This is a genomic window from Brevundimonas sp., from assembly GCF_041648615.1.
Classification (GTDB): Bacteria; Pseudomonadota; Alphaproteobacteria; order Caulobacterales; family Caulobacteraceae; genus Brevundimonas.
This window is the reverse complement of sequence record NZ_JBAZOS010000019.1, coordinates 28,745-52,097: the sequence shown is the minus strand read 5'-3', so window position 1 is coordinate 52,097 and position 23,353 is coordinate 28,745. Positions and strand designations below refer to the sequence as shown.

The window sequence follows — 23,353 nt, the reverse complement described above, 5'->3', positions numbered from 1 at the left end:
GCCGATCCCGAGGTGCGGGCCGCCGTCGGCCGGGCCCACGCCGCCATGCCCGCCCGCGGCCGCGCCATCCTGGTCTGGGACGGCGACTGGATCCAGGATCCGGGCCAGGCGGGCAAGGGTCTGGCCGGGGTGCGCCAGGCCATCGCCCTGGAGGTCGCCTTCGCTCCGCGCGAATGCCGGGCCCAGGCGGTGCGCGGCCTCGCCGTCATCGCCTTCGCCGACGGGCCGGACGCGCCGCGGCTGGCCCTGGGCGGCGGCGACTGGCGCTGGTCCGACCTGCTGGGCGCGCGCTGACCCGACAGGCGCCTCCCGTCAGGCCTTGTCGCGAATGCGCATGGCCCCGCCGGCGGCGCCGGTCTGGACCTCGAAACGGCCGGTGCCCCGGATCAGGTCCGACAGCTTGGCGAAGCCGTAGGTCCGCTGGTCGAAGTCGGGATAGGCGTTGCGCAGCCGGTCGCCGAGGCCGCTGACCGTGACCCATCCGTCGCCGTCCTCGTCCATGTCGGCGATGACCGTGGCGATCAGCCGGGCCGCCTCGACCGGCTTGCGCTTGCCGGGCGCCGGGGCCGCAGCCGGAGCCGCGCCGGTCCCTGTCCCGGCCGTCCGCCGCCCCGAGGCGACGGGCGCCGCGTCCGCCGCCGCCGGCGCGCTGAGGTTCTCGGTGTAGATGAAGCGGGTGCAGGCCTGACGGAAGCTTTCGGGCGTCTTCTGCTCGCCGAAGCCGAAGACGTCGACGCCCTCCTCGCGAATGCGCGACGCCAGCCGGGTGAAGTCGGCGTCCGACGAGACCAGGCAGAAGCCGTCGAACCGGCCCGAGTGCAGCAGGTCCATGGCGTCGATGACCAGGGCGATGTCGCCCGAGTTCTTGCCCTTGGTGTTGGCGAAATTCTGCTGCGGCTGGATGGCGAACCGGGCCAGCACCCGGGTCCAGCCGGCGATCTGGGCGCTGGCGAAATCGCCATAGATGCGCCGCGCCGAGGCCTCGCCCAGGGTGGCGATCTCGGTGAACAGCGCCTCGGCGATCCGCGCCGAGGCGTTCTCGGCGTCGATCAGCACGGCGAGGCGGGGGGCCTTTCCTTCAGCGGGCATGGCGGGGATCCTCGGTTGGGGCGACCGCACCTGTCGCCCCGGTGGCGCGCCGGGTCAATGCCGGCTAGTCCGCGGCGGGCGCCGCCGTCGTTCGCACCAGCAGGGCGTCGACCGGCTGCACCACCCCGTTGGAGGCCACGGTCTCGGCGGCGGTCAGGCGCGCGCGGGCGCCGTTGTCGCCCGAGACGATCACGGCGTCGCCCTCCTTGGTGAAGGTCAGCAGGCTGTTGGCCATGGTGCGCATCTCGGCCGCGCCCGAGCCGTTGCGCTCGATGGCGGCGACGATGTCGGCGCGGGTCAGGGCGCCGGGCACGATATGGGCCCGCAGCATGGCGGCGCCCTGGGCCTTCATCGCTTCGTCGCCGAGGTCGCCGGCCGCGGCGGCGAAGGCCGCGTCCGAGGGGGCGAACACCGTATAGGGGCCCTTGCCCGCCAGCACGTCGCCGAGGGCGGCGTTGTCCAGCACCCGCTCCAGCATGGCGAACGACCGGTCGTCCTTCAGCGTCGCCGCGATGGTCCGGTTCGAGGGCGCGGCCGCTTCTCCCGCCTTGCCGACGCCGTCGCCGCAGGCGGCCAGCAGCATCAGGGCGAGGGGCGCGAGCGCCCGGCGCATCGTCGATCTCATCATCATGGTCCCTGTCGACTCCGGATCAGGTCAGCAGCTGGATGACGGCGGTCACCAGCTGGGTCCTGGGATCGGCCTGATACACATAGCCGTCGTTGTAACGATACAGGGCGTCGGCGCTGTCGGCGTACCGTTCGCGGTAAGCCGTGGGCACATTGTAGATGTCATAGCCCTCGGGCAGGGGCTGGCCGACGCTGAGGTTCTGGCCGGTCAGCAGGGCCGCGACCTGGCTGATCATCTGCGTCTTCGGATCCACGCCGTACAGGGCGCCGTCGGCGTAGCGATAGTCCTGGTTCTGCGGCAGGCCGAAATAGCTGGAATAGTAGTCGGGCGCCGGCTGGTAGGCGTATTGCGACGGCCAGGCGGCGCCGGGCGACAGCGCCCCGCCCAGCACGGGCAGATAGCCCAGCAGCGAGCCCTGCGGATTCATCCGGTACAGATAGCCGTCCTCATAGCGGTAGCGGGACTCGTCCCCCGTCCGGCGCCACAGCGACTCATAGCGGTCGGCCCCGGCGGCGGCGGCGGCGATCCGGCGCGCCTGTCCCGGCGGCAGGCATCCGTTGTCCTTCTTCGCCAGTCCGGGCGGGCAGCCGGCGATCAGACCGCGGTCGTCGTCGCGGTTGAAATAGACCACGGGACGGCCGTCACGGGTCTGCAAGACCTGACGCTCGAGGGCGCGGCGCACATCACGCGGGGCGTCGGGGCGGCGGTCGCCGGAGCGGCGGGCGTCATCGCCGCGTTCGCTGCTGCGGCCGCGCACGGCCTCGACGATCCGCGTTTCGGTCCGGCCCCCGGCCCGATCGGCGCGGCGGTCGTCGTCCCGCCCGGCGCCGCGCCCCTGGCCCCCGCCGCGGTCGTCATCGCCGCCGCGATTTCCGCGTTCCTGTCTGTCGTCGCCGCCCTTGCCATTGCCGGGGTCCGCCAGAACGACCGTCGGGGCGGCCAGGGCGAGGACGAGGGCCGTGGTGATCGGGGCAAGCTTGTACATGGGACGCTCTTTCGGTTCCGGGTCAGAACGTCCGCGACCGGACGCTGTTCCGTTGGCCGCGCTCACCCGACGCCGTTCGTCGTGGCGCTCCGGGGCAGGCCTCGCAGTCTGAGCGTCCGCAGAGCCGCGATATCAGCTGTTCAACAGCGCGAGATCGTCTGTCTCACGGCGAACCTTTCGCGCTCGAAAAGACCCGTGCATCCCCGCGAAGGCGGGGACCCAGGTTTGAGAGGCGACCAGACTGGCGGACAGCACCGGCGCTCAGTCCGACACCGGCGGTGGGGCCAAAGCCTGGGTCCCCGCCTTCGCGGGGATGCACGGATGAGGGACGGGATGCACGGACAAGGGGGTGGGCCTGGCCCCTCGCCCACGCCGGCGATGGAAAACCGCTGGCAGGGCGAAGCCCCCTATCCCGCCCGCCTTCCGAACATCCCCGCCAGCGCCGTCATCCGGCCCTTGTCGGCGCCGGTCGCCTTTTCCGCCGCCGCCGTGAGGGCCGCGGCCAGTTCGGCGGAACCCTGACGGGCCCCGGCGCTCTGACGCCACTGGTCGACGCCCGCCTGGACCTGCGCCGTCAGGGCGGCGTCGGCGGCGGGTGAGCGGGCGATCTGGTCGAGGTAGGCCTGGGCGACCTCGGGGCTGTCGGGCCAGCTGACGCGCATCTGGGTCTGGGGGTTGATCGTGTCGGCCCGGACGCTTTCGGCCGCGGCGATCTCGGCCGCCGACAGGTTGGGGCCGGGGACCAGTTTCAGCACGTCGAGACCGCGGGCGATCTCGCTGGACCAGATGCGGCCGTTGAGCCAGTAGGCCGACCATGAACCGGCGACGAACAGCTTGCCCGTTTCGACCGGACCGCGATCGAAATACGCGATCTCGAACGGCTTCGTCGGGTCGGTGAAGTCCATGACCGAGACGCCGCCCTGATACCAGGCCTGGACCATCAGGTCGCGGCCGGGGACGGGGATGATCATGCCGTTGTGGGCGACGCAGTTCTGGTCGTCGGGCTGGGCCGAGGGCAGTTTGTGGAAGGCGCGGCCGCGCAGGGTGCGATTCTCGATCGTGGCGACCATGTTGGCGCCCCAGGTCGAGGGATCCTCGGCCCGGCAGCGCGCGCCGATGCCGCCGCCCCACTCATCGGTGAAGACGACCTTGTCGCCGGCGTTGTTGAAGGTGGCCGAGTGCCAGTAGGCCATGTCGGGGTCGAAGATGTCGGACACCCGGGTCGGGTTTTGCGGGTCCGAGATGTCGAGCAGGATGCCGTTGCCGCTGCAGGCCCCGGCGGCCAGGCCGATGTCGGGATAGACGGTGATGTCGTGGCACTGGTTGGTCTGGCTGGTGTTCTGGCTGGCGATGCCGGCGCGGCCGCCACGCCACAGGCCGGCGACGCGGCCGGTGACGCTGTCGGCGAAGATGCGCGGGCGGTTGACGATGGCGGCGTCCTGGGGCCGGTCGAGGTTCACCTTGATGACGTCGATCGAGAACAGGGCGGTTTCGGGGTTCTGGTCCGGCTGGCCGTCGGTGCAGATGGACAGCTCCTCGGTCTTGCGGACGTTCGAGGTGCCGGAGTTGTAGATGTAGAGGCTGCGCGGATCGGCCGGGTCGGGCACCAGGGTGTGGGTGTGCGAGCCGCGGCAGGTCTGGACGGCGGCGATCTGGCGCGGGGCGTTCAGGTCGCTGATGTCGAAGATGCGGACGCCGCGGAAGCGCTCGGCGTTGACCTCGCCCGTCGCGGCGGTCGTGCCGCAGTCGAGGCGGGCGCGGTTCTCTTCCACCGACATGAACAGCAGGTTTCCGTGGACGGAGACGTCGCCCTGACCGCCGGGGCAGACCACGGACATGACCAGACGCGGGGCGCCGTCGGTCACGTCATAGGCGTTGAAGCCGTTGAAATTGCCGAGGAACAACTTGCCGTCCGACATGGCCATGTCGGTGTTGGCCAGGGCCAGGGGACCGTATTTCGGATTGGCCCGCATACGCGCCTGGAAGGCCTCGGCCTCGGCCTGGTTGCGCGGCGGGGCGAACAGGGCGTCGGGATCGAAGAAGCCGGGGGGCGGCGGGACCGAATACTCCAGCGCCATGCCGGAGGCCGCCTGACCGGCGTCGTGCAGGCCGCCGGAAAGACCGGTGCGGGCGTCGGCGGCGATGACCTGGGCGGCGGGCGCCTGGGCCGAGGCCAGGGTGGGGGCCAGTCCGGCGCCGGTCAGCACGCCGAGGGCGGCGGCGGTGGAAAGCAGGGTTCTGCGAACGTTCATGGCCGGTCCTTGGGGTGCGGGTTCAGAGGTCTGACAGGATGGATTGCATGCGCAGGATCTCCGCCGACTGGTCGGAGACGACGGAGTTGGTGAAGTCGGACAGCAGGGTGTCCTCGGCCGCGCCGTCCGTGGCCAGCAGGGCGTCGACCATGTCGAGCGCACCCTGGTGGTGCTGGATCATGCCGGTGAGGAACAGGCGGTCGAAGGCGGGGCCGGTGGCGGCGGCGAGGGTCTGCATCTGCGCCGGGGACAGCATGCCGGGCATGACCGGCGTGTCGCTGGCGGGCATGGCCCGGGCGGGAGCGTGGCCGGCGTGGGCGGAATGATCCATGCCGGCGTGGGACATGCCGGGCATCTCCAGCGGCTGGCCGCGCTGGCTCAACCAGTCGCGCATGATGTCCATCTCGGCCTGCTGGCTCAGGGCGATGCGCCGGCCCATCAGCCGGACGGCGGGGCTGGCGGCGCGGGTCTGGAGGAGTTCGACCATCTCCACGGCTTGGGCGTGGTGGACGATCATATGCTGCATGAAGGCGACGTCGTCGCCGGTGAAGGTCGAGCGGCTGAGCGCCACCGCCTCGCCGGGGGTGATGACCCGCGACGCGGCGCCGGGGGCGCCGGGCTGGAAGATCGGCGGCGTCTGCGAACCCGCTGACTGGGCGGCGATCAGTCCGGCGAGGAGGAGGCCCGGCAGAAGGGTCATTCGCTAGCCCGTGACGCCGACGGTGCTGAACTTGCCGTCCTGCATCTGGCCGATGACCCAGGTCAGGGTCCGGCCGCCCGTGTATTTCACGCTCCAGCTCTCGACCCGGCCTTCCGGAGTGTCCTGGGCGCTGACGAAGGTCATGGTTTCGATCGTCCCAAGGGCGCTCAGCGCCGGGGCCATGCCCTGGATCTGGCCGTTGCAGGCGTCCAGCAGGGACTGGGCCATCAGCGTCTCCAGACAGGTTCCGGCGGCGGCCTCGGTGACGATGCGGTTCAGCTGTTCGCCATACTGGCCGTCCTCGGCCATGGCCGGAAACGCCACCAGGGCCGCGGCCGCAACCCCGGCCAGCATCATGTGGATACGCATTCGTTGGCTCCCCCGCCTGAATTCCGCGCGGACCATGACTCAGGCGGAGGACGTCCACAACCTGTCGCCGCATGACAAAGAATTCACGCTCCGGAACCGCCCGGCCGGCGGGGGCGCGGCTGGACTTCGCCCACCGGGGAATGCTCTGTTGCCGCCCGACAGGGACGCGGCGCCTAGGGGCGCGGTTCAGACGTCCGGTGTTGGGGCATGAAACCATGAAACGCGCTTTTCTGACCACGGTCGCCCTGATGGCGTTCGCCTGCCCGGTCGCGGCCCAGACGCCCGAGCCGGTCTCGCCGCTGGCCTCGCCGCCGGTCCCGGCGCCGGCTCCCGCTCCCGTCGCGGCGCAGGAGGGAGCGGCCGCCGCTCCCGCGGCCGCTCCGGACGAGACGCCCAAATGGGACGTGCAGAACCCGCCCGGACCCTCGCGCGACATTCCCATCGACGTCACCCGCGGCACCTGGATGTCGCTGGACGTCAGCCCCGACGGCCAGACCCTCGTCTTCGACCTGCTGGGCGACATCTACGTCATGCCGGTCGCCGGCGGCGAGGCGCGCGCCATCGCCAGCGGCGTGGCCTGGGAGATGCAGCCGAAATGGTCGCCCGACGGCCGCCATATCGCCTTCACCTCGGACCGCGGCGGCGGCGACAACATCTGGATCATGGACGCCGACGGCGCCAACCCGACGCAGGTGTCGAAGGAGACCTTCCGCCTGCTGAACCAGCCGGACTGGACCCCCGACGGCCAGTTCATCGTGGCGCGCAAGCATTTCACCTCGGCCCGGTCCCTGGGAGCCGGCGAGCTGTGGATGTACCACCGCTCGGGCGGCGGCGGGGTGCAGATGACCGAGCGCCGCACCCAGCAGAAGGACACGGGCGAGCCCGCCTTCTCGCCCGACGGCCGTTATCTGTATTTCAGCGACGACGCCACGCCCGGTACGACGTTCGAATACTCCAAGGACGTCAACGGCCAGATCTACATCATCCGCCGCCTCGACCGCGAGACCGGCGAGATCGATCCCTATGTCACCGGCCCCGGCGGCTCGATCCGGCCGACGCCCTCGCCCGACGGCAAGTCCCTGGCCTTCATCCGGCGCGTTCGCTACCAGTCCACCCTCTATGTCATGGACATCGAGTCCGGCCGTGAAACCCCGGTCTTCTCCGGCCTCGACCGCGACATGCAGGAGACCTGGGCCGTCCACGGCGTCTATCCGGCGATCAGCTGGACGCCCGACAACCGGTCGATCGTCTTCTGGGCCGACGGCCGCATCCAGCGCGTCGACGTGGCCTCGCAGGCCGTCACCGACATCCCCTTCCATGTCGCCGACACCCGCCGGGTGCAGGACGCCGTCCGCTTCCCCGTCGAGGTCGCGCCCGACCGCTTCGACGTCAGGATGATCCGCTGGGCCCGCCCCTCGCCGGACGGCACGAAGGTGGTGTTCGAGGCCCTGGGCAATCTGTGGATCCGCGACCTGCCGACCGGCACGCCGCGCCGGCTGACGCGCCAGAGCGACCATTTCGAACTCTATCCGTCCTGGTCCCGCGACGGCCGGTCGATCGTCTATACGACCTGGGACGACCAGGACCTCGGCTCCGTCCGCGTGGTCCCGGCGTCCGGCGGCGCGGGCCGCGTCGTGACCCCTCACCCCGGCCATTACGTCGAGCCCGTCTTCTCGCCCGACGGCCGCACCATCGTCTATCGCACCGTCAGCGACGGCTTCCTGACCACGGCCCTGTGGAGCCGCGATCCGGGCGTCTACCGCATCCCGGCGGCGGGCGGAGAGCCGGTCCACGTCACCGACGACGGCGAGGGCCCGCAGTTCGGCGCCGACGGCGACCGCCTGTTCCTGACCGGCCGCGACGGCGACAAGCGCGCCCTGATCTCGGTCGACCTGGACGGCGACGACAAGCGCACCCACCTGACCTCCGAATGGGCCAGCGAGTTCGCCGTCTCGCCCGACGGAAACTGGGTCGGCTGGACCGAGCGGTTCAACGCCTATGTCGCCCCCTTCGTCGCCGCCGGCCGTCCGTTCGCCGTCGCCCCCGACGGCAAGGCCCTGCCCCAGGCCCGGGTCACCCGCGACTCCGGCGAATGGCTGAGCTGGTCCGGCGACAGCCGCCGCCTGCAGTGGTCGCAGGGGCCCGAGCTGTTCACCCGCGACCTGAACCAGGCCTTCGCCTTCGTCGACGGCGCCCCGGACGAACTGCCCAAGCCCGACGAGCGCGGGATCAATATCGGCTTCAGCGCCGTGACCGACCGGCCCGAGGGCCGCATGGCCCTGACCGGCGCCCGGCTGATCACCATGAACGGCGCCGAGGTGATCGAGAACGGCGTCGTCATCGTCGACGGAAACCGCATCGAGGCCATCGGCCCGGCCGCGACCACCCCCGTCCCCGCCGGCGTCCCGGTCATGGACATGGCCGGCAAGACCATCATGCCCGGCCTGGTCGACGCCCACTGGCACGGCGCCATGGGGTCGGACGAGATCATCCCGGAGCAGAGCTGGGTCGACTACGCCTCGCTGGCCTTCGGCGTGACCACGATCCACAACCCGTCCAGCGACACCAGCGAGATCTTCGCCCACAGCGAGCTGGCCCGCGCCGGCCGCGTGGTCGCCCCGCGCATCTTCTCCACCGGCTCCATCCTGTACGGGGCGACCAGCGCCGGGACCGCCAAGATCGACAGTCTCGACGACGCCCTGTCGACGCTGCGCCGCATGCAGGCGGCGGGCGCCTGGAGCGTCAAGAGCTACAACCAGCCGCGCCGCGACCAGCGCCAGCAGATCATCGAGGCGGCGCGCCAGCTGAACATGATGGTCGTCCCCGAGGGCGGCTCGCTGTTCCAGCACAATATGTCGATGATCGTCGACGGCCACACCACCATCGAGCATTCGATCCCGCTGGCCGTCCTGTACGACGACGTCCACCAGCTGTGGCGCCAGACGGGCGTGGCCTACAACCCGACCCTGGTCGTGGCCTATGGCGGCAGCTATGGCGAAAACTACTGGTACCAGGAGAGCCAGGTCTGGAACCACCCGATCCTGACCCAGTACGTCCCGCGCCGCATCCTCGACTCCCGCGCCCGCCGCCCGGTGACCCTGCCGGAGAACGAGTGGAACCACATCTCCATCGCGCGCGAGGCGACGCGCCTGTCGCAACAGGGCGTCAGCGTCTCCATCGGCGCCCACGGCCAGCGCGAGGGTCTGGCCGCCCACTGGGAGCTGTGGAGCCTGGCCCAGGGCGGCATGGCCCCACTGGACGTGATCCGCGCCGGCACCCTGAACGGCGCCCGCTCCCTGGGTCTGGACCGCGACCTGGGCTCGCTGGAGGTCGGCAAGCTGGCCGACATGGTGGTGCTGGACCGCAATCCGCTGGAGAACATCCGCGACACCACCTCGATCGCCTACACCATCGCCAACGGCCGGGTGTACGACACGGGCATGAACGAGGTGGCCCCGCGCCAGAAGCCCCGGGCGCCGTTCTGGTTCGCGGAGACCGGTGGCGAAGGCTGGTCAGCGGGCGCCGCCGAAACGGAAACCGACGGCCACGGGCACGACTAGGGGCCTCGACGTCTCCTCCCCCCTTGTGGGGGAGGGGGACCACGCGCAGCGTGGTGGAGGGGGCCGCCGCCACACAGTCTCTTCCCTTTTCGCGAAGCGATGGGGAGGGGGACCGCGCGCAGCGTGGCGGAGGGGCGCCGGCTACGCCCCCGGCCCCTCGCCTCCAACCTCCCCGCCGGGCTTCCAGTCCGCCCCCAGCACCTTGCGGCGAACCGCCTCGAACTCCGCCTCGCTCGGCTCCTGCCCCCAGCCTTCGGCCGCCGCACGCCCCCGTTCCGCCAGCCGCGCATAGCTCTCGGCCAGTCCCGCCAGCGCCCTCGCCTCGGCCCACAGCCGCCCGGTCATGGCCCGGCCCGAGGCCAGTGTTGCGACCCTCGCCAGCGCCGCCGGATCGCCGGCGTCGGGATCGTCGGCCCGCGCAGGCGCGAACAGGCTTTTCAGCGCCCTCTGGTCCGCCCGCGGCCGCTCGGCCCGCACGGCCTCGGCGGCCTCGACCTCTCGCGCATGGGCCCGCGCCCGATCGTCGCCATTGGTCTTCTTGGTCCAGCCGTCCCGGCACGCGTGGTAATAGACCGACCCCGGCGCGACCCTCCACTTGACCGCCAGTTCGCGCGCCGTGGCGCCGTTCCGGTACGCCTCCACGATCTCGGCCCAGCTCTCCTTGCTCAGGCGATAGTGGCCCGGAACGACCGGCGGTCGGGGGCGGCGGGGCGGGAGCTCATCGGCATGGGTCTGTGTCATCCCGCAAGTATAACCCCGCCCGAAAAGGCGCCAGGAAAACAGGCCAACTCGGCCCGCAAACGCAGGCGGGGCCGTGAATTGGTATGCGCAGTAAAAAATCTTGAGACGGTCGCTCGAGAGCGGAGCCAGCACCTCTCGCGTAGATAGAATGATCCGCTATCCCCGCTCCCCGACGCGAGATACGGTCAAAGGCGCGAACAGTTGTTGAGGCTGGACTTTGATCGATTCACTCGGACGCTTGCTGGCGCTGATGGCATACCATGGTGCGTACCGCATCTATGCAAAGAGGCTCTCACCGAACGACAACTCCAAGAACCAAGTGTATCTTGGAGGCGGGTTTTCGGCATTAAATGTTCTTCCCCACGGTGAGATCTATATCGACACCACGTCACGCGGCGGCAGCAAGCAGGATCGCCCCAAAGCGGCGCTCAATTTTTTCTGGATTGACGGGGAGGGCAAACACCTCGCTCCAGACGCAAACCTAATCCTCTATCCAGACTACCCCGAAGTGCGAATGTCCGGTTTTCTGCGTGGCTGCCAGTCCGCGCCAAACAACTTGATGACGATACGCGACGAGGGGCGCATCTTGTTTTTTGGGGTCACGCGAGACGGGGAGGTTCTGGGATTTGCCACGAATAGTGACGGTCCGATCTCAAACCAGCTCAACGCTAGCTCATGGCCCGCGCTGGGGGTCTTCCTCGAGCTACCGCTCAGCCTAGAGGATCCGACCGATCCGAAAGCGGCTCTCCTCGCACAATTGCGCAGGGTCCATGACTTGCGATGGATCGCGTCTCAGAAGCTCACGCGGACGGGAGCAAGGGCCGCCTATGCGGCACGCAACGGTGGCGGCTATACGCTCGAGGCGGAACTCGGTGTCCAGCCAAATGGATATGCCGAACCCGATTTCATGGGCTGGGAAGTGAAGCAGTACGGCGTCAGGGATTTCGTCAAATTTGCACCCAAGTCGGTGGTCACCTTGTTCACGCCGGAGCCGACTGGTGGCTTCTACAAGACCCGAACCGCCGAAAAATTCGTCGAGCGTTTCGGATACCCCGACAAGAGCGGGAAGGCCGACAGGATCAACTTCGGAGGAATTTATTCCTGCCAGAAAGCCGCGCATGGAGACACCGGGCTCCGCATGACCCTTAAGGGCTTTGACGCTGCCGTCGGGAAGATTACCGACATGGACGGAGGATTGTCGCTGGTTACTCAGGACGGCGAAGAGGCCGCGACTTGGTCCTTTTCGGGCTTGATGGCGCACTGGAACAGAAAGCATGCCCAAGCGGCCTACGTCCCCTCGCTCTTCCGAACACCACCGCCGGAATACTCGTATGGATCGCGGGTTCTCCTCTGCGAACAGACCGACTTCATTCTTTTCTTGAAAGCATTCGCTGCGGGGAAAGTCTACTACGATCCAGCATTGAAACTTGAAAAGGCTGTATCCGGCAAGCATGTACTACACAGACGCAGCCAGTTTCGGATTCAGCACTCCAATCTCGCGCAAATGTATCATCGCCACGAAACCGTTAGCTTGATAAATTGATCTGAGACTACACTTTTCTGGATGTGCCTGGTTCACGGCGGGCCGGAGCACCCCGGATTTCGAAGATCGCATCGTTACCGACCAACCAAGACTCGCACTCGTCCAGCACCGTTTCCAGCGATAAACGAGCCCGGCCTTTGAGTGCGCATTCCCATATCGTACCCACGCGCCAGCCTGCCTTCAGGAGTGCAGTGATCGAAAGTCCGTCCAACTCTCGGTTGCGTCCGATTTTCGCTTCCCAGAACTCCGGTCGCGTCTTCGGCCATTTGAACAGATGGCAATCGTGCCCGTGCCAGAAGCAGCCGTGGACGAAGATCACCGCCCGATATTTCGGCAGGCAGATGTCCGGCTTTCCGGGCAGATCGCAGTGCAGCCGGTAGCGAAACCCGCGCGCATGGAGCGCCTTGCGGATCAGCAGTTCCGGTTTGGTGTTCTTGCCCCGGATGCCGGACATCATCCGGCTGCGGGTCGCCGGATCGACGACGTCAGCCAAGCCCGGCCTTCGGCCGTTTCCCGAGCGCAGCGAAGAGGTGCGGCTTCATATGTTCGGCGACGGCTTTCACGGCCGGCACCACAACAGAATTGCCGAACTGGCGATAGGCTTGGGTGTCCGACACCGGGATGATGAAGTCATTTCCTTGAGCGTCATCAAAGCCCATCAGACGAGCGCATTCTCGCGGCGTAAGACGGCGAGGGGCCTTGCCTTCCTGCTTCACCAGAATCTCGGACCCGTCCTTGTGGTACCGGGCCGACAAGGTGCGGGCCACGTCACCGGGGCCGACCAGCCCGAAACCGAAGCCATTGCCAGCGGCCGCGTGTTTTTCCTTGTACCGCTGGAGGTAGGTCCAGAGGTTGTCGGTCAGTGTATAGCGGTCGGCTACCCGCCCCGAATTCCCGACCGTGAACCGCTGATCCGGGGCCTCCGATCCATCCCCGGGGTGAAGGATTTCCGCCAGCTTCGGCGCCGCATCGGGCAGCTTCATATCGGCAAAGCGGAAGCCCTGCTCCTCGCGGAAACCGATGATGAAAATCCGCTCCCGGTGTTGCGGCGTCCAGTGGCGGCCGTCGATGACCCGGCAGTCGATTTTGTAGCCGAGCTCCTCCGTCAGCACATCCTTGATGGTCTGAAAGGTCTTGCCCTTGTCGTGCCCCACCAGGTTCCGGACGTTCTCGAGCAGGAAGGCGGCGGGTCGATGGTGGGCGATGATCCGCGCCACGTCGAAGAAGAGAGTGCCCTGGGTCTTGTCCTCAAAGCCGTGCGCGCGGCCGAGGGCGTTCTTCTTGGACACGCCCGCGATGGAGAACGGCTGGCACGGGAAGCCCGCCAAAAGGACATCGTGCGCCGGAATCTCGGCCGCCTCGACGGCGCGAATGTCACCGTTGATCTCGTGATCGTCGTCCGGGAAATTCGCCCGGTAGGTCTGCTGGCTGAATTTGTCCCACTCGGACGTGAAGACGCAGCGACCGCCGATGGACTCGAAGCCGCGACGCAGCCCGCCGATACCCGCGAAAAGGTCGATGAAGGTGAAGTCGGCGGGTGGCTGGTCCTTGCCGCCGCGCAGCAATTTCAGCTTGGGTTGCGGGGCCACAGGCGTGACCGGACCGTCAATATAACCCAAGCTCACCGCCGCGTCGGCGGTCGCCTGTCCGGCCTGTTTCACCATTAGGGTGTACTCCGACACGCTGATTCCGCGCTTGTTGAGGGTGGCAGACTGGGGAGATTCTGCCAGGAGAACAAGTCAGGAACAAGAACTTACCAACCGCAGGCTGAGCCCGTTCGCGGCTTCTAACAAAAACCCCTGCTCGGCGCCTTGGGCAGACTCCTCAATCGTCATCCATCTTCAGCGCCGCGATGAAGGCCTCCTGCGGGATCTCCACCTTGCCGAACTGGCGCATCCGCTTCTTGCCGGCCTTCTGCTTCTCCAGCAGCTTCTTCTTCCGCGTGGCGTCGCCGCCGTAGCATTTGCTGGTCACGTCCTTGCGCAGCGCCCGCACCGTCTCGCGGGCGATGATCTTGCCGCCGATGGCGGCCTGGATGGGGATGACGAACAGGTGCGGGGGGATCAGCTCCTTCATCTTCTCGACCATCGAGCGGCCGCGCATCTCGGCCCGGCCGCGGTGGACCAGCATGGAGAGGGCGTCGACGGGCTCGGCGTTGACGAGGATGTTCATCTTGACCAGGTCGCCGACCTTGTAGTCCGACAGCTCATAGTCGAACGAGGCGTAGCCCTTGGAGATGGATTTCAGCCGGTCGTAGAAGTCGAACACCACCTCGTTCAGCGGCAGCTCATAGACCACCAGGGCTCGGCTGCCGACGTAGGACAGTTCGACCTGGGCGCCGCGGCGGTCCTGGCACAGCTTGATGACGCCGCCGAGGTATTCGTCGGGGGTCAGGATGGTCGCCTTGATCCACGGCTCGCTGATTTCCATGATCTGCATCACGTCGGGCAGGTCGGCCGGGTTGTGCAGCTCGATCTCGGAGCCGTCGCGCAGGGCGATCCTGTAGACCACCGAGGGGGCGGTCGCGATCAGGTCGAGGTTGAACTCGCGGCTGAGCCGCTCCTGGATGATCTCCAGATGCAGCAGGCCGAGGAAGCCGCAGCGGAAGCCGAAGCCGAGGGCGGCGCTGGACTCCATCTCATAGGTGAAGCTGGCGTCGTTCAGGCGCAGGCGGCCGATGGCGGCGCGCAGGTCCTCGAAATCGGCGGCGTCGACCGGGAAAAGGCCGCAGAAGACCACCGACTGGACCTGTTTGAAGCCCTTGAGGGCTTCGGTCGTCGGCTTCTTCTCGTCGGTGATGGTGTCGCCGACGGCGGCGTGGGCGACTTCCTTGATCTGGGCGGTGATGAAGCCGACCTCGCCGGGACCGAGCTGGTCGACCGGGGTGTTCTTGGGCAGGAAGACGCCGACGCGGTCGATCAGATGGGTCGAGCCGTGCTGCATCATCTTGATGCGCTGGCCGGCCTTGATGGCGCCGTCGAAGACGCGCACCAGGACGACGACGCCCAGATAGGGGTCGTACCAGGCGTCGACCAGCAGGGCCTTGAGCGGCGCGTTCGGGTCGCCCTTCGGCGCCGGCAGGCGGGTGACGATGGCCTCCAGCACATCCTCGATGCCGATGCCGGACTTGGCCGAGCACAGCACGGCCTCGGAGGCGTCGATGCCGATGACGTCCTCGATCTGCTGGCGCACCCGCTCGGGCTCGGCCGCGGGCAGGTCGATCTTGTTGAGGACCGGGACGATCTCGTGGTTGTTGTCGATGGCCTGATAGACATTGGCCAGGGTCTGGGCCTCGACCCCCTGCGACGCGTCGACCACCAGCAGGCTGCCCTCGCAGGCGGCCAGCGAGCGGCTGACCTCATAGGCGAAGTCGACGTGGCCCGGCGTGTCCATCAGGTTGAGGACGTAGTCGAGCCCGTCCTTCGCCTTATAGTTCAGGCGCACCGTCTGCGCCTTGATTGTGATCCCCCTCTCCTTCTCGATATCCATCGAATCAAGCACTTGCGCCGACATTTCACGCGCGGTGAGCCCGCCGGTGAACTGAATCAGCCGGTCGGACAGGGTGGATTTGCCGTGGTCGATGTGGGCGACAACGGAGAAATTCCGGATACGGTCGATGGGAGGGGTCGTCATGGCCGCGCCGGTAGCACAGCGGGGCGGAATCGCCAAAGAGTCCACGGCCCGCAGGATGTTTCAGACCTGAAATCCGGCATGGATTACTTCGCCGTAAGACCCTGCTTTGCCGTTTGAGAAGCCGTCGCGAAACCGCTATTCAACGGCTGATGACGAAGCGCCGGACGGCGCGAACGATCGGCGCGCGGCCTCCCCCGCCGCGGCGCCCTGCAAGGGATCAGACGTGGCGAACATCAAACGGAACCTGCGGGCCGGCGCGGCCCTTGTCCTCGTCAGCCTGGCCCTGGCGGCTTGCGGCGGCGAAGGCGACGCCAAGAAGGCCGAGACCAAGGCCGGCGGCGGCGCGTCCAGCCAGACCGTTTCGGTCGTGACCGCCTCGCTGCAGAACCTGCCGCGGACCGTCACCGCCTCGGGCACCGTCTCGGCCTGGGAAGAGGTGCCGGTCGGCGCCGAAACCGGCGGGCTGACGGCGACCGGTGTGTTCGTCGATGAGGGGACCTATGTCCGTCAGGGCCAGGCGCTCGTGCAGATGAACGACGCCCTGTTGCGCGCCCAGCTGCGTCAGCAGCAGGCGGCGGTGCAGACGGCCGAGGCCAATGCGGCGCGCGATCAGGCGGCGCTGGGCCGGGCCCAGGAGCTGAAGGAGCGCGGCTTCCTCAGCCAGGCCTCGCTGGACACGGCCCTGGCCAACCAGCGCGCCTCGAACGCCAATGTCGCGGCGGCGCAGGCCTCACTGTCCGAGACCCGCACCCGCCTGTCGCAGGCGACCATCAAGGCCCCCGTCTCGGGTCTGGTCATCAGCCGCAGCGTCACGCGCGGCCAGATCATCGCCGCCGGGACGGAACTGTTCCGCATCGTCCGCGACGGCCGGCTGGAGCTGGACGCCCAGGTGCCGGAAACCGACATGGCCCTGGTCCGGGCGGGCCAGAGCGCCGTCGTCTCGTCCGATCAGGTCGGCGAGACCACCGGCCGCGTCCGCATCGTGACGCCCGAGGTCAATGCCGAGACCCGTCTGGGAACCGCCCGCATCGCCCTGGTCGGCGGCGCCTTCCGTCCCGGCATGTTCGCCCGCGCCCGCATCCAGGTCGGCGATCAGCCGGCCGTGACCGTGCCCACGGCTTCGGTGCTGTATCGTGAGAACCGCGCCGGCGTCTTCGTGCTGGGGACCGACAACCGGGCCCACTTCCAGACCGTGACCGTGCTGTCGCGCACCACCGAATCGACCGCGGTCGGCGGCCTCGCCGCCGGGACGCGGGTCGTTGTCGCCGGCGCCGGGTTCCTCGGCGAAGGTGACCGCGTGACCATCGCGGCCGCCGCCCGGCCGGCCGCCGCCGCACCGGCCGCCAGATAGGACCCGGACGATGAAAAACATCTCGTCCTGGTCGATCCGGAATCCGATCCCGATCATCCTCATGTTCGTGCTGCTGACGCTCGCGGGCGTCAACGGTTTCATGGGGATGCGGATCAACAACAACCCCGACATCGATTTCCCGCTGGTCAGCGTCTATGCGGGCCGGCCCGGCGCCGCGCCCAGCGAGATGGAGGTCCAGGTCACCCGGCTGATCGAGGATTCCCTCGCCGGCCTGCCGGGCGTGCGCCACATCAACTCCCAGATCACCGACGGCTCGTCCTCGACGACGATCGAGTTCGAGCTGGGCACCGACACCGAGCGGGCGACCAACGACGTCCGCAACGCCATGAGCGGCCTGCGCGCCGACCTGCCGCAGGACATGCAGGAGCCCAGCGTCCAGCGCATCGACATCACCGGCGACGCCCTGATCACCTGGGTGGTCCGCTCGTCGACCATGACGCCGGAAGAGATCAGCTGGTTCATCGACAACGAGGTGAGCCGCTCGCTGCTGGCCATCAGCGGCGTCGGCGAGGTCAACCGCTCCGGCGGCGTGGATCGCGAGATCCGGGTCGAGCTGGATCCCGACCGTCTGGCCTCGTTCGGCCTGACGGCGGCCTCGGTCAGCCAGGCCCTGACCTCGGTCAACAACGACCTGCCCGGCGGGCGGGTGACGATCTCGGGGTCCGAGCGGTCGATCCGTACCCTGGGCGCCGCCGGCTCGATCGAGCAGCTGCGCGAGACCCTGATCCCGTTGTCGGGCGGCCGCTCGGCCCGTCTGGGCGACCTCGGCACGGTCGAGGACCACTGGAGCGAACCGCGCCGTCTGGCCCGCTACAACGGCCAGGAGGCCGTCACCTTCAACTTCCTGCGGTCGCGAAGCGCCAGCGAGGTCAAGGTTTCCGAGCGCGTCCGCGAACGTGTCGCCGAGATTGACGAGGCCCACCCCGAGCTGACCATCGAGAAGGTCACGTCCAGCGTCGAATACATCGAGGAAAGCTACCTCGCCTCGATCGAGGCCCTGCTGCTGGGCGCCGGTCTGGCGGTCGTGGTGGTGTTCATCTTCCTCAGGGACTGGCGCGCCACCTTCATCACCGCCACGGCCATGCCGTTGTCGCTGATCCCTGCCTTCGCCATCCTGGGGCCGCTGGACCAGTCGCTGAACGTGGTCACCCTGCTGGCGCTGTCGCTGACGGTCGGCATCCTGGTCGACGACGCCATCGTGGAGATCGAGAATATCGTCCGGCACATGCGGGACGGGAAGTCGCCCTATCACGCCTCGATGGAGGCGGCGGACGAGATCGGTCTGGCCGTCGTGGCCACCACCGCGACCATCCTGGCCGTCTTCGCGCCCGTGGGCTTCATGCCGGGCATCATCGGCCAGTTCTTCAAGGCCTTCGCCCTGGCGGCCTGCGTCTCGGTGGCCTTCTCTCTGGTCGTGGCGCGGACGCTGACGCCGCTGATGGCCGCCTATCTGCTGAAGCACCAGAAGCACGAGGACGCCGACCCGTTCTGGATGGGGACCTATCTGAAGGCCCTGCGCTGGAGCGTCCGGCACCGGTGGATCGTGTTCGGCATCGGCACCGTCCTGTTCGTCGGCTGCGGCTATCTGGCCACCAAGGTGCCGTTCGAGTTCTCGCCCTCGGGCGACCAGTCGCGCGCCGCCTTCTCGGTGGAGCTGCCGCCCGGCGCGACCCTGCGCCAGACCGACGCCATCGTGCAGCAGGTCACCCGCGACCTGCAGCAGCGGCCCGAGGTCACCTCGGTCTATGCCGCCGTCGGCGGCCAGGACGTCAATCAGGCCAATGTCTATGCCGACATGGTGGGCAAGGGCGAACGCGCGCTGAGCCAGCAGGAATTCGCGCGCGAGATGGTCGACGGCTGGAAGGCCATCCCCGGCGCCCGGATCGGCGCCGGAACCGGCAACCAGGGCGGGGGGCCGTCCGACGGGACGACCTACACCTTCGCCATTCTGGGCGACAGCCCCGAGGCCCTGCAGGCCGCGGCCCGCAAGATCGAGGCCGAGATGCGCACCGTTCCGGGCCTGGCCAATGTGGTCAACACCGCCTCGATCGCACGGCCGGAAATCCTCGTCACCCCGCGACCGGACGAGGCGGCCCTGATGGGCGTGTCGACCGGCGACATCTCGCAGACCATCCGCGTCGCCACCATCGGCGACATCGCCCAGAACCTGCCCAAATATAACCTGGGCGACCGCCAGGTGCCGATCCGGCTTCAGTTGACCGAGGCGGCGCGCGAGGATCTGTCGGTGCTCGAGAACCTGCGGGTGCCGACCAACAGCGGCGGGGCCGTGCCGTTGAGCGCCGTGGCCGACATCCAGTTCGGATCGGGCCCGTCGCAGGTGCTGCGTCAGGACCGCTCGCGCATCGCCTCGATCACCGCCGAACTGGACGGCATCCGGTCGGGCGAGGCCGAGGCCGCGGTCAAGAAACTGGACAGCGTCCAGAACCTGCCGGCCGGCGTGCGTCAGGTTCCGGCCGGGGACGCCGAGTTCATCCAGGAGATGATCAGCGGCTTCGCCGTCGCCTTCCTGACCGGCGTCCTGCTGATGTATGCGGTGCTGGTGCTGCTGTTCCGCAGCTTCGCCTATCCGATCACCATCATGGCGTCCCTGCCCCTGGCCATCGGCGGCGCCTTCGTGGCCCTGGTCATCGGCGGCTCCAGCTTCTCGATCTCCTCCCTGATCGGGGTGCTGATGCTGATGGGCATCGCGGCCAAGAACTCCATCCTGCTGGTCGACTACATCGTCATGGCCGAGAAGGAGGGCATGACCCGGCTCGACGCCATCATGGACGCCGCCCACAAGCGGGCGCGGCCCATCCTGATGACCACCTTCGCCATGGGCGCCGGCATGATGCCCGTGGCCGTCGGCTGGGGCGCGGACGTCGAGTTCCGTCAGCCCATGGCCATCGCCGTGGTCGGGGGACTGATCTCCTCGACCTTCCTGTCGCTGCTGTTCATCCCGCCGATCTTCACCATCATCGACGACATCGCCGGCTTCTTCGCCCGGCGCATGACCAAGATGTTCGCCAGCCAGCGCCACGCGCCGACGCGAGCGGAGCCGGTCGCGCCTCCGGCGGAGTAGGCGAGCGAGAGAAGGGTTGGAAGCGGGCACGGTCAGCCGTCCGCTTCCAACCCCTTGCGGACCTTCCCATGGTCAGACCGGGTAGGTTTCCCAATTCCGCTTTCGCGGGCTCCGCAACTCCACCTTGGTTGGACTGAAACTGAGCATTCCCTCGCTTGGCGAGGGTGGAACCATCGTGTCTCGCTCGACAACCATGCTGCCGCACCAGTGCCCAGCGGCGTCCGTGAACACCGCCGTGCGAATGGCGCCGGAGAGCCAGTCAGACACGAGTTTGATGGCTTCTTGTGCTGCACCTTCGGCATCGAGGGCCTCTTCAGGAAGGTCGGTCTCCCAATAGCCGAACTCGACGTGAAGCTCTTCGTCCGCCGTGTCGATCAGAATGGGCTCAATCGCGTCCTCGTCCAACCGGTCGATTTCCAAAAGAAGATAGCCGCCGTCCCATCGGGTCCAGCGCCCATTGAGCGTCTCGGCCCAGCCGGAAAGTGCCCGGAACACATCGCGTGACCATTGATCTACGGGGTCGGTTGACGCCGCCATGAAAGGCGTTCCACTCGGTTTGGATGTTCGCATGTCGCCGACTTCAGTGCCGCAGGTGATCCAGTTATCACTCAGGCAGCTACAGTCCGCTACCCACCCATAGCGGCCCCGATCGCGCAAAACAAAACCGGCCGGGGTTTCCCCCGGCCGGCTGCGTCGCCCCGCCTCGCGGCGAGCGTGGCTAGTATTTGAAGCGCAGGGTCGCGCCGTAGGTGCGCGGCTGGCCCAGGAAGGCGTCGTAGGTCTGGGTGTCCAGAGCCGGGTTGTAGTAGGTGCCGTTCGGCTGGACCGTCGTCTGGAACGCCGAGCCTTGCAGCGGGGCGTTGTAGGCGACCTGGATGTACTCCTCGTCGGTCAGGTTCTGGACCCAGAACTCGGCCGTCCAGCGTTCGTCCTCGGTGCCGATCATGATGCGACCGTTCACCGTGGTGAAGGCTTCCTGCAGCTTGTAGGGCAGCAGGTCCGACCCGGTGTTGTAGTCGTCCATGTATTTGGCGGCGAGGCTGAAGCCGGCGCGCAGGCCGTTGCCCATGCTGCGGTCATAGTTGATCGAGCCGGTGGCCGACCATTCCGGAGCGAACGAGGCGCGGGCGCCCGGCAGCAGCGAGAGTTGCGGGAAGTTGCCCGGGCTCGTCAGATCGGCGGCGGTGAAGTTTCCGTAGTTGGCGTCCGTGTAGGTGACGCCGCCCTGGAAACTCAGGCCCTCGATCGGCGTGAACCAGACCATGTCGGCGTCGACGCCGCGCGAGGTCAGTTCGGGGATCGATTCCACCACGAAGGCGGTGCCGAGGAAGGTGTTGAGCTGGAAGTCCTCGAACGTCTGGTCGAAGTAGGTCGCGTTCAGCAGCAGGGTGCGGTTCAGCAGCGTCATCTTGACGCCGGCTTCGTAGCTGTCGACCACTTCCGAGGGGAACAGCAGCGAGGCGGCCGGCGTGATGCCGCTCTGCACCCGATCCAGGTTGTAGCCGAAGCTCTTGTAGCCGCGGGCGTACGACACATAGGCCAGGATGGACGGGTTCAGGCGGTAGGACGCCTTGACCGTGCCGCTCAGCTCGCCGTCGTCGAAGCTTTCGGAGACATTGCGGTTGGTGAAGGCCGAGTTGGCCCACGGCAGACAGATGTTGCCGATGATGGTCGAAGCCGAGGCGCCGAGGACTCCGCCGATGGCGGCGGCGTTGGCCAGCGTGGCGTTACAGGTGTTGCCGTTGCCGTTGATGTTGCGCTGCTGCGCCACCAGGCTCTTGTCATCCATGGTGTAGCGGAGGCCCAGGGTGATGTCGAAGGCGTCGGTGACGTGCCAGCTGTTGTTGGTGAAGATCGCGATCGATTCCGATTGCTGATCGTAGTTGTCCTCTGCGCCCTGGCCGACGACGAAGCCGATGCCGCCGCCGCTGACGGCGCCGCCGGTGCCCAGGCAGGCGCCGAGCCCGCCCGCCGTCTGCGCCGTCCGCGTGAAGCAGCCGATGTCGTTCGAGCTGACGGGAAGGGCCGGATTGGCGCGGTTCAGGGCCGCGCTGAGAACGAACGACAGGTAGGGCGTATAGTCGGCGCCGAAGTAGTAGCTGTCCGTCCGGTTGATGTCTTCCTTGGTGGCGAACAGGCCGACCAGCCAGTCGAGACGGTCGTTCGAGCCGGCCAGGCGGAATTCCTGGGTCAGGTTGTCGACTTCATAGCCGTAGTCGCCGTCCTGGACGCGGTACAGCAGGTCGGCGCCGGTGTAGTCGATGTCCTGGCCGAGGCTGGAGGTCCAGCGACGGGCCGAGGTGACCGAGGTCAGGGTCGCGCCGCCGAACAGGGTCGGCAGGTCGATGTTGGCCTCGATCGAGATGCCCTTGTCCTCGACTTCCTGGCCGGTCGAGCGGTTGGCGTAGCCGGTGCGCAGGAAGGGCAGCGGGCCGTTGCCGGCGACCGGCGGACGCTGTCCCGTGCCGGTCGAGAGGCCGTCGACGAACGGATAGGTCGGACCCGTGCGGATCTGGGTGCCGACGCAGCAGAACTCGTCACGCGACGAATAGTCGGCGATCACGCGGATGGAGACGTCGTCGTTCGGCAGCCAGAGCAGCTGGCCGCGGACGGTGCCGAAGTCCTGGTTGCCGTCGGTGGTCTCGGCGCGCGGGCCGTCACCGGTGTCGATGTTCATGAAGCCGTCGCGGACGCGGCGGCCGGCGTAGAGGCGGAACGCCAGGGTGTCGCTGATCGGGCCGGTGACCGAGCCCGAGACGCCCATCTGGCCGTAGTTGCCGGCGTTCAGTTCGGCGTTGAAGCCGGGCGTGAACGACGGGGCCTCGGTGATGATGTTGATGACGCCGGCCGAGGTGTTCTTGCCGAACAGCGTGCCCTGCGGGCCCTTCAGCACTTCAATGCGGGCCATTTCGCCCAGGTCGCCGAAGCCCACCGAGTTACGCGAGCGATAGACGCCGTCGATGACCACGCCGACCGAGCTTTCCAGGCCGGGGTTGTCGCCGACCGTGCCGACGCCGCGGATGCGGGCGGTGGTCGAGGCTTCCGACGAGGTCGAGGTGACCGTCATGCCGGGGGTCAGGATCTGCAGGTCCTTGATGTCGCGGACGCCGGCGTTCTGCAGCGTTTCCTGCGACAGGCTGGTGACCACGATCGGCACGTCCTGCAGGTTCTGCTCCCGCTTCTGGGCGGTGACGATGATGTCGTCGATCGTCGTCGGCTGGTCCTGCGGCTCCTGCTGGGCCGAGGCGGCGCCGGCGATGCCGAAGGCGCAGACGCCCACGACGGCGGCCGACACAGTTGTGCGAAGAAGGTTGGTAAGGCGCATGGTCGCTCCCCGACATGGGCCGGGACCCCGTCAAGGACGGCGACCGCGGCGTTTCCTGATCCCTGGCCCGCGCC

The 23,353-nt window shown here is 68.0% G+C and carries 16 protein-coding genes and 1 pseudogene; 5 read left to right on the top strand and 12 right to left on the bottom strand.

The window, feature by feature from the left end; genetic code table 11:
* Positions 1-294, top strand: a pseudogene (locus WC555_RS09075) (hypothetical protein); the annotation flags it as partial.
* A gap of 18 nt (positions 295-312) precedes the next feature.
* Here the strand turns inward: WC555_RS09075 and WC555_RS09070 are convergent.
* From WC555_RS09070 to WC555_RS09045, 6 genes are all read right to left on the bottom strand, one after another.
* Entirely contained in the window at positions 313-1,089 is a 777-nt protein-coding gene (locus tag WC555_RS09070; protein ID WP_373252996.1) for an NYN domain-containing protein, read from the bottom strand.
* A 64-nt stretch (positions 1,090-1,153) separates the two neighbouring features.
* On the bottom strand, positions 1,154-1,702 hold the full coding sequence (locus WC555_RS09065) for a fasciclin domain-containing protein (protein WP_373252995.1): 549 nt from the start codon (positions 1,700-1,702) through the stop codon (positions 1,154-1,156).
* 37 nt (positions 1,703-1,739) lie between these two features.
* Positions 1,740-2,702, bottom strand: a complete 963-nt coding sequence (locus WC555_RS09060; protein WP_373252993.1) for a hypothetical protein — start codon at positions 2,700-2,702, stop codon at positions 1,740-1,742.
* Positions 2,703-3,109: 407 nt separating this feature from the next.
* A complete protein-coding gene (locus WC555_RS09055; protein ID WP_373252992.1) occupies positions 3,110-4,954 on the bottom strand; it encodes an LVIVD repeat-containing protein in 1,845 nt (614 codons plus the stop codon).
* A gap of 22 nt (positions 4,955-4,976) precedes the next feature.
* A complete protein-coding gene (locus tag WC555_RS09050; RefSeq protein WP_373252990.1) occupies positions 4,977-5,654 on the bottom strand; it encodes a DUF305 domain-containing protein in 678 nt (225 codons plus the stop codon).
* Between the two features lie 3 nt (positions 5,655-5,657).
* Positions 5,658-6,023 (bottom strand): hypothetical protein, encoded by a 366-nt coding sequence (locus tag WC555_RS09045; RefSeq protein ID WP_373252989.1) that lies wholly within the window; start codon positions 6,021-6,023, stop codon positions 5,658-5,660.
* 215 nt (positions 6,024-6,238) lie between these two features.
* Here WC555_RS09045 and WC555_RS09040 point away from each other — a divergent pair, with 215 nt between their 5' ends.
* Positions 6,239-9,583, top strand: a complete 3,345-nt coding sequence (locus WC555_RS09040) for an amidohydrolase family protein (RefSeq protein WP_373252987.1) — start codon at positions 6,239-6,241, stop codon at positions 9,581-9,583.
* A gap of 141 nt (positions 9,584-9,724) precedes the next feature.
* Here WC555_RS09040 and WC555_RS09035 read toward each other — a convergent pair whose 3' ends face one another.
* Complete coding sequence (locus WC555_RS09035; protein WP_373252986.1) at positions 9,725-10,324, bottom strand: hypothetical protein; 600 nt, start codon at positions 10,322-10,324, stop codon at positions 9,725-9,727.
* A gap of 217 nt (positions 10,325-10,541) precedes the next feature.
* On the opposite strand from WC555_RS09035, the gene WC555_RS09030 reads away from it, so the two are divergent.
* Positions 10,542-11,867 carry an MvaI/BcnI family restriction endonuclease gene (locus tag WC555_RS09030; protein WP_373252985.1) on the top strand — a complete coding sequence of 442 codons (1,326 nt, stop codon included), beginning with the start codon at positions 10,542-10,544 and terminating at the stop codon, positions 11,865-11,867.
* 7 nt (positions 11,868-11,874) lie between these two features.
* Here WC555_RS09030 and WC555_RS09025 read toward each other — a convergent pair whose 3' ends face one another.
* The 3 genes from WC555_RS09025 to lepA all read right to left on the bottom strand — a co-directional run bounded on the left by WC555_RS09025 (position 11,875) and on the right by lepA (position 15,500).
* Complete coding sequence (locus WC555_RS09025) at positions 11,875-12,360, bottom strand: very short patch repair endonuclease (protein ID WP_373252984.1); 486 nt, start codon at positions 12,358-12,360, stop codon at positions 11,875-11,877.
* A complete protein-coding gene (gene dcm, locus WC555_RS09020; protein WP_373252982.1) occupies positions 12,353-13,531 on the bottom strand; it encodes a DNA (cytosine-5-)-methyltransferase in 1,179 nt (392 codons plus the stop codon). Before dcm ends, WC555_RS09025 begins: the two co-directional genes overlap by 8 nt.
* Positions 13,532-13,691: 160 nt before the next feature.
* On the bottom strand, positions 13,692-15,500 hold the full coding sequence (gene lepA, locus WC555_RS09015) for a translation elongation factor 4 (RefSeq protein ID WP_373252981.1): 1,809 nt from the start codon (positions 15,498-15,500) through the stop codon (positions 13,692-13,694).
* Between the two features lie 223 nt (positions 15,501-15,723).
* Between lepA and WC555_RS09010 the strand changes: the two genes are divergently transcribed.
* Positions 15,724-16,851 carry an efflux RND transporter periplasmic adaptor subunit gene (locus WC555_RS09010; RefSeq protein WP_373252980.1) on the top strand — a complete coding sequence of 376 codons (1,128 nt, stop codon included), beginning with the start codon at positions 15,724-15,726 and terminating at the stop codon, positions 16,849-16,851.
* Between the two features lie 10 nt (positions 16,852-16,861).
* On the top strand, positions 16,862-19,954 hold the full coding sequence (locus WC555_RS09005) for an efflux RND transporter permease subunit (protein ID WP_373252979.1): 3,093 nt from the start codon (positions 16,862-16,864) through the stop codon (positions 19,952-19,954).
* A gap of 72 nt (positions 19,955-20,026) precedes the next feature.
* Here WC555_RS09005 and WC555_RS09000 read toward each other — a convergent pair whose 3' ends face one another.
* Positions 20,027-20,491, bottom strand: coding sequence for a hypothetical protein (locus WC555_RS09000; RefSeq protein ID WP_373252978.1), 465 nt, complete (start codon positions 20,489-20,491; stop codon positions 20,027-20,029).
* A gap of 181 nt (positions 20,492-20,672) precedes the next feature.
* Positions 20,673-23,279, bottom strand: coding sequence for a TonB-dependent receptor (locus tag WC555_RS08995; RefSeq protein ID WP_373252976.1), 2,607 nt, complete (start codon positions 23,277-23,279; stop codon positions 20,673-20,675).
* Positions 23,280-23,353: the final 74 nt, after the last annotated feature.

Excerpts from the sequence above, each read along its gene's own strand:
- WC555_RS09070 (WP_373252996.1), bottom strand. The coding sequence starts at position 1,089 with ATGCCCGCTGAAGGAAAGGCCCCCCGCCTCGCCGTGCTGATCGACGCC.
- WC555_RS09065 (WP_373252995.1), bottom strand. The coding sequence starts at position 1,702 with ATGCGCCGGGCGCTCGCGCCCCTCGCCCTGATGCTGCTGGCCGCCTGC.
- WC555_RS09060 (WP_373252993.1), bottom strand. The coding sequence starts at position 2,702 with ATGTACAAGCTTGCCCCGATCACCACGGCCCTCGTCCTCGCCCTGGCC.
- WC555_RS09055 (WP_373252992.1), bottom strand. The coding sequence starts at position 4,954 with ATGAACGTTCGCAGAACCCTGCTTTCCACCGCCGCCGCCCTCGGCGTG.
- WC555_RS09050 (WP_373252990.1), bottom strand. The coding sequence starts at position 5,654 with ATGACCCTTCTGCCGGGCCTCCTCCTCGCCGGACTGATCGCCGCCCAG.
- WC555_RS09045 (WP_373252989.1), bottom strand. The coding sequence starts at position 6,023 with ATGCGTATCCACATGATGCTGGCCGGGGTTGCGGCCGCGGCCCTGGTG.
- WC555_RS09040 (WP_373252987.1), top strand. The coding sequence starts at position 6,239 with ATGAAACGCGCTTTTCTGACCACGGTCGCCCTGATGGCGTTCGCCTGC.
- WC555_RS09035 (WP_373252986.1), bottom strand. The coding sequence starts at position 10,324 with ATGACACAGACCCATGCCGATGAGCTCCCGCCCCGCCGCCCCCGACCG.
- dcm (WP_373252982.1), bottom strand. The coding sequence starts at position 13,531 with ATGGTGAAACAGGCCGGACAGGCGACCGCCGACGCGGCGGTGAGCTTG.
- lepA (WP_373252981.1), bottom strand. The coding sequence starts at position 15,500 with ATGACGACCCCTCCCATCGACCGTATCCGGAATTTCTCCGTTGTCGCC.
- WC555_RS09005 (WP_373252979.1), top strand. The coding sequence starts at position 16,862 with ATGAAAAACATCTCGTCCTGGTCGATCCGGAATCCGATCCCGATCATC.
- WC555_RS09000 (WP_373252978.1), bottom strand. The coding sequence starts at position 20,491 with ATGGCGGCGTCAACCGACCCCGTAGATCAATGGTCACGCGATGTGTTC.
- WC555_RS08995 (WP_373252976.1), bottom strand. The coding sequence starts at position 23,279 with ATGCGCCTTACCAACCTTCTTCGCACAACTGTGTCGGCCGCCGTCGTG.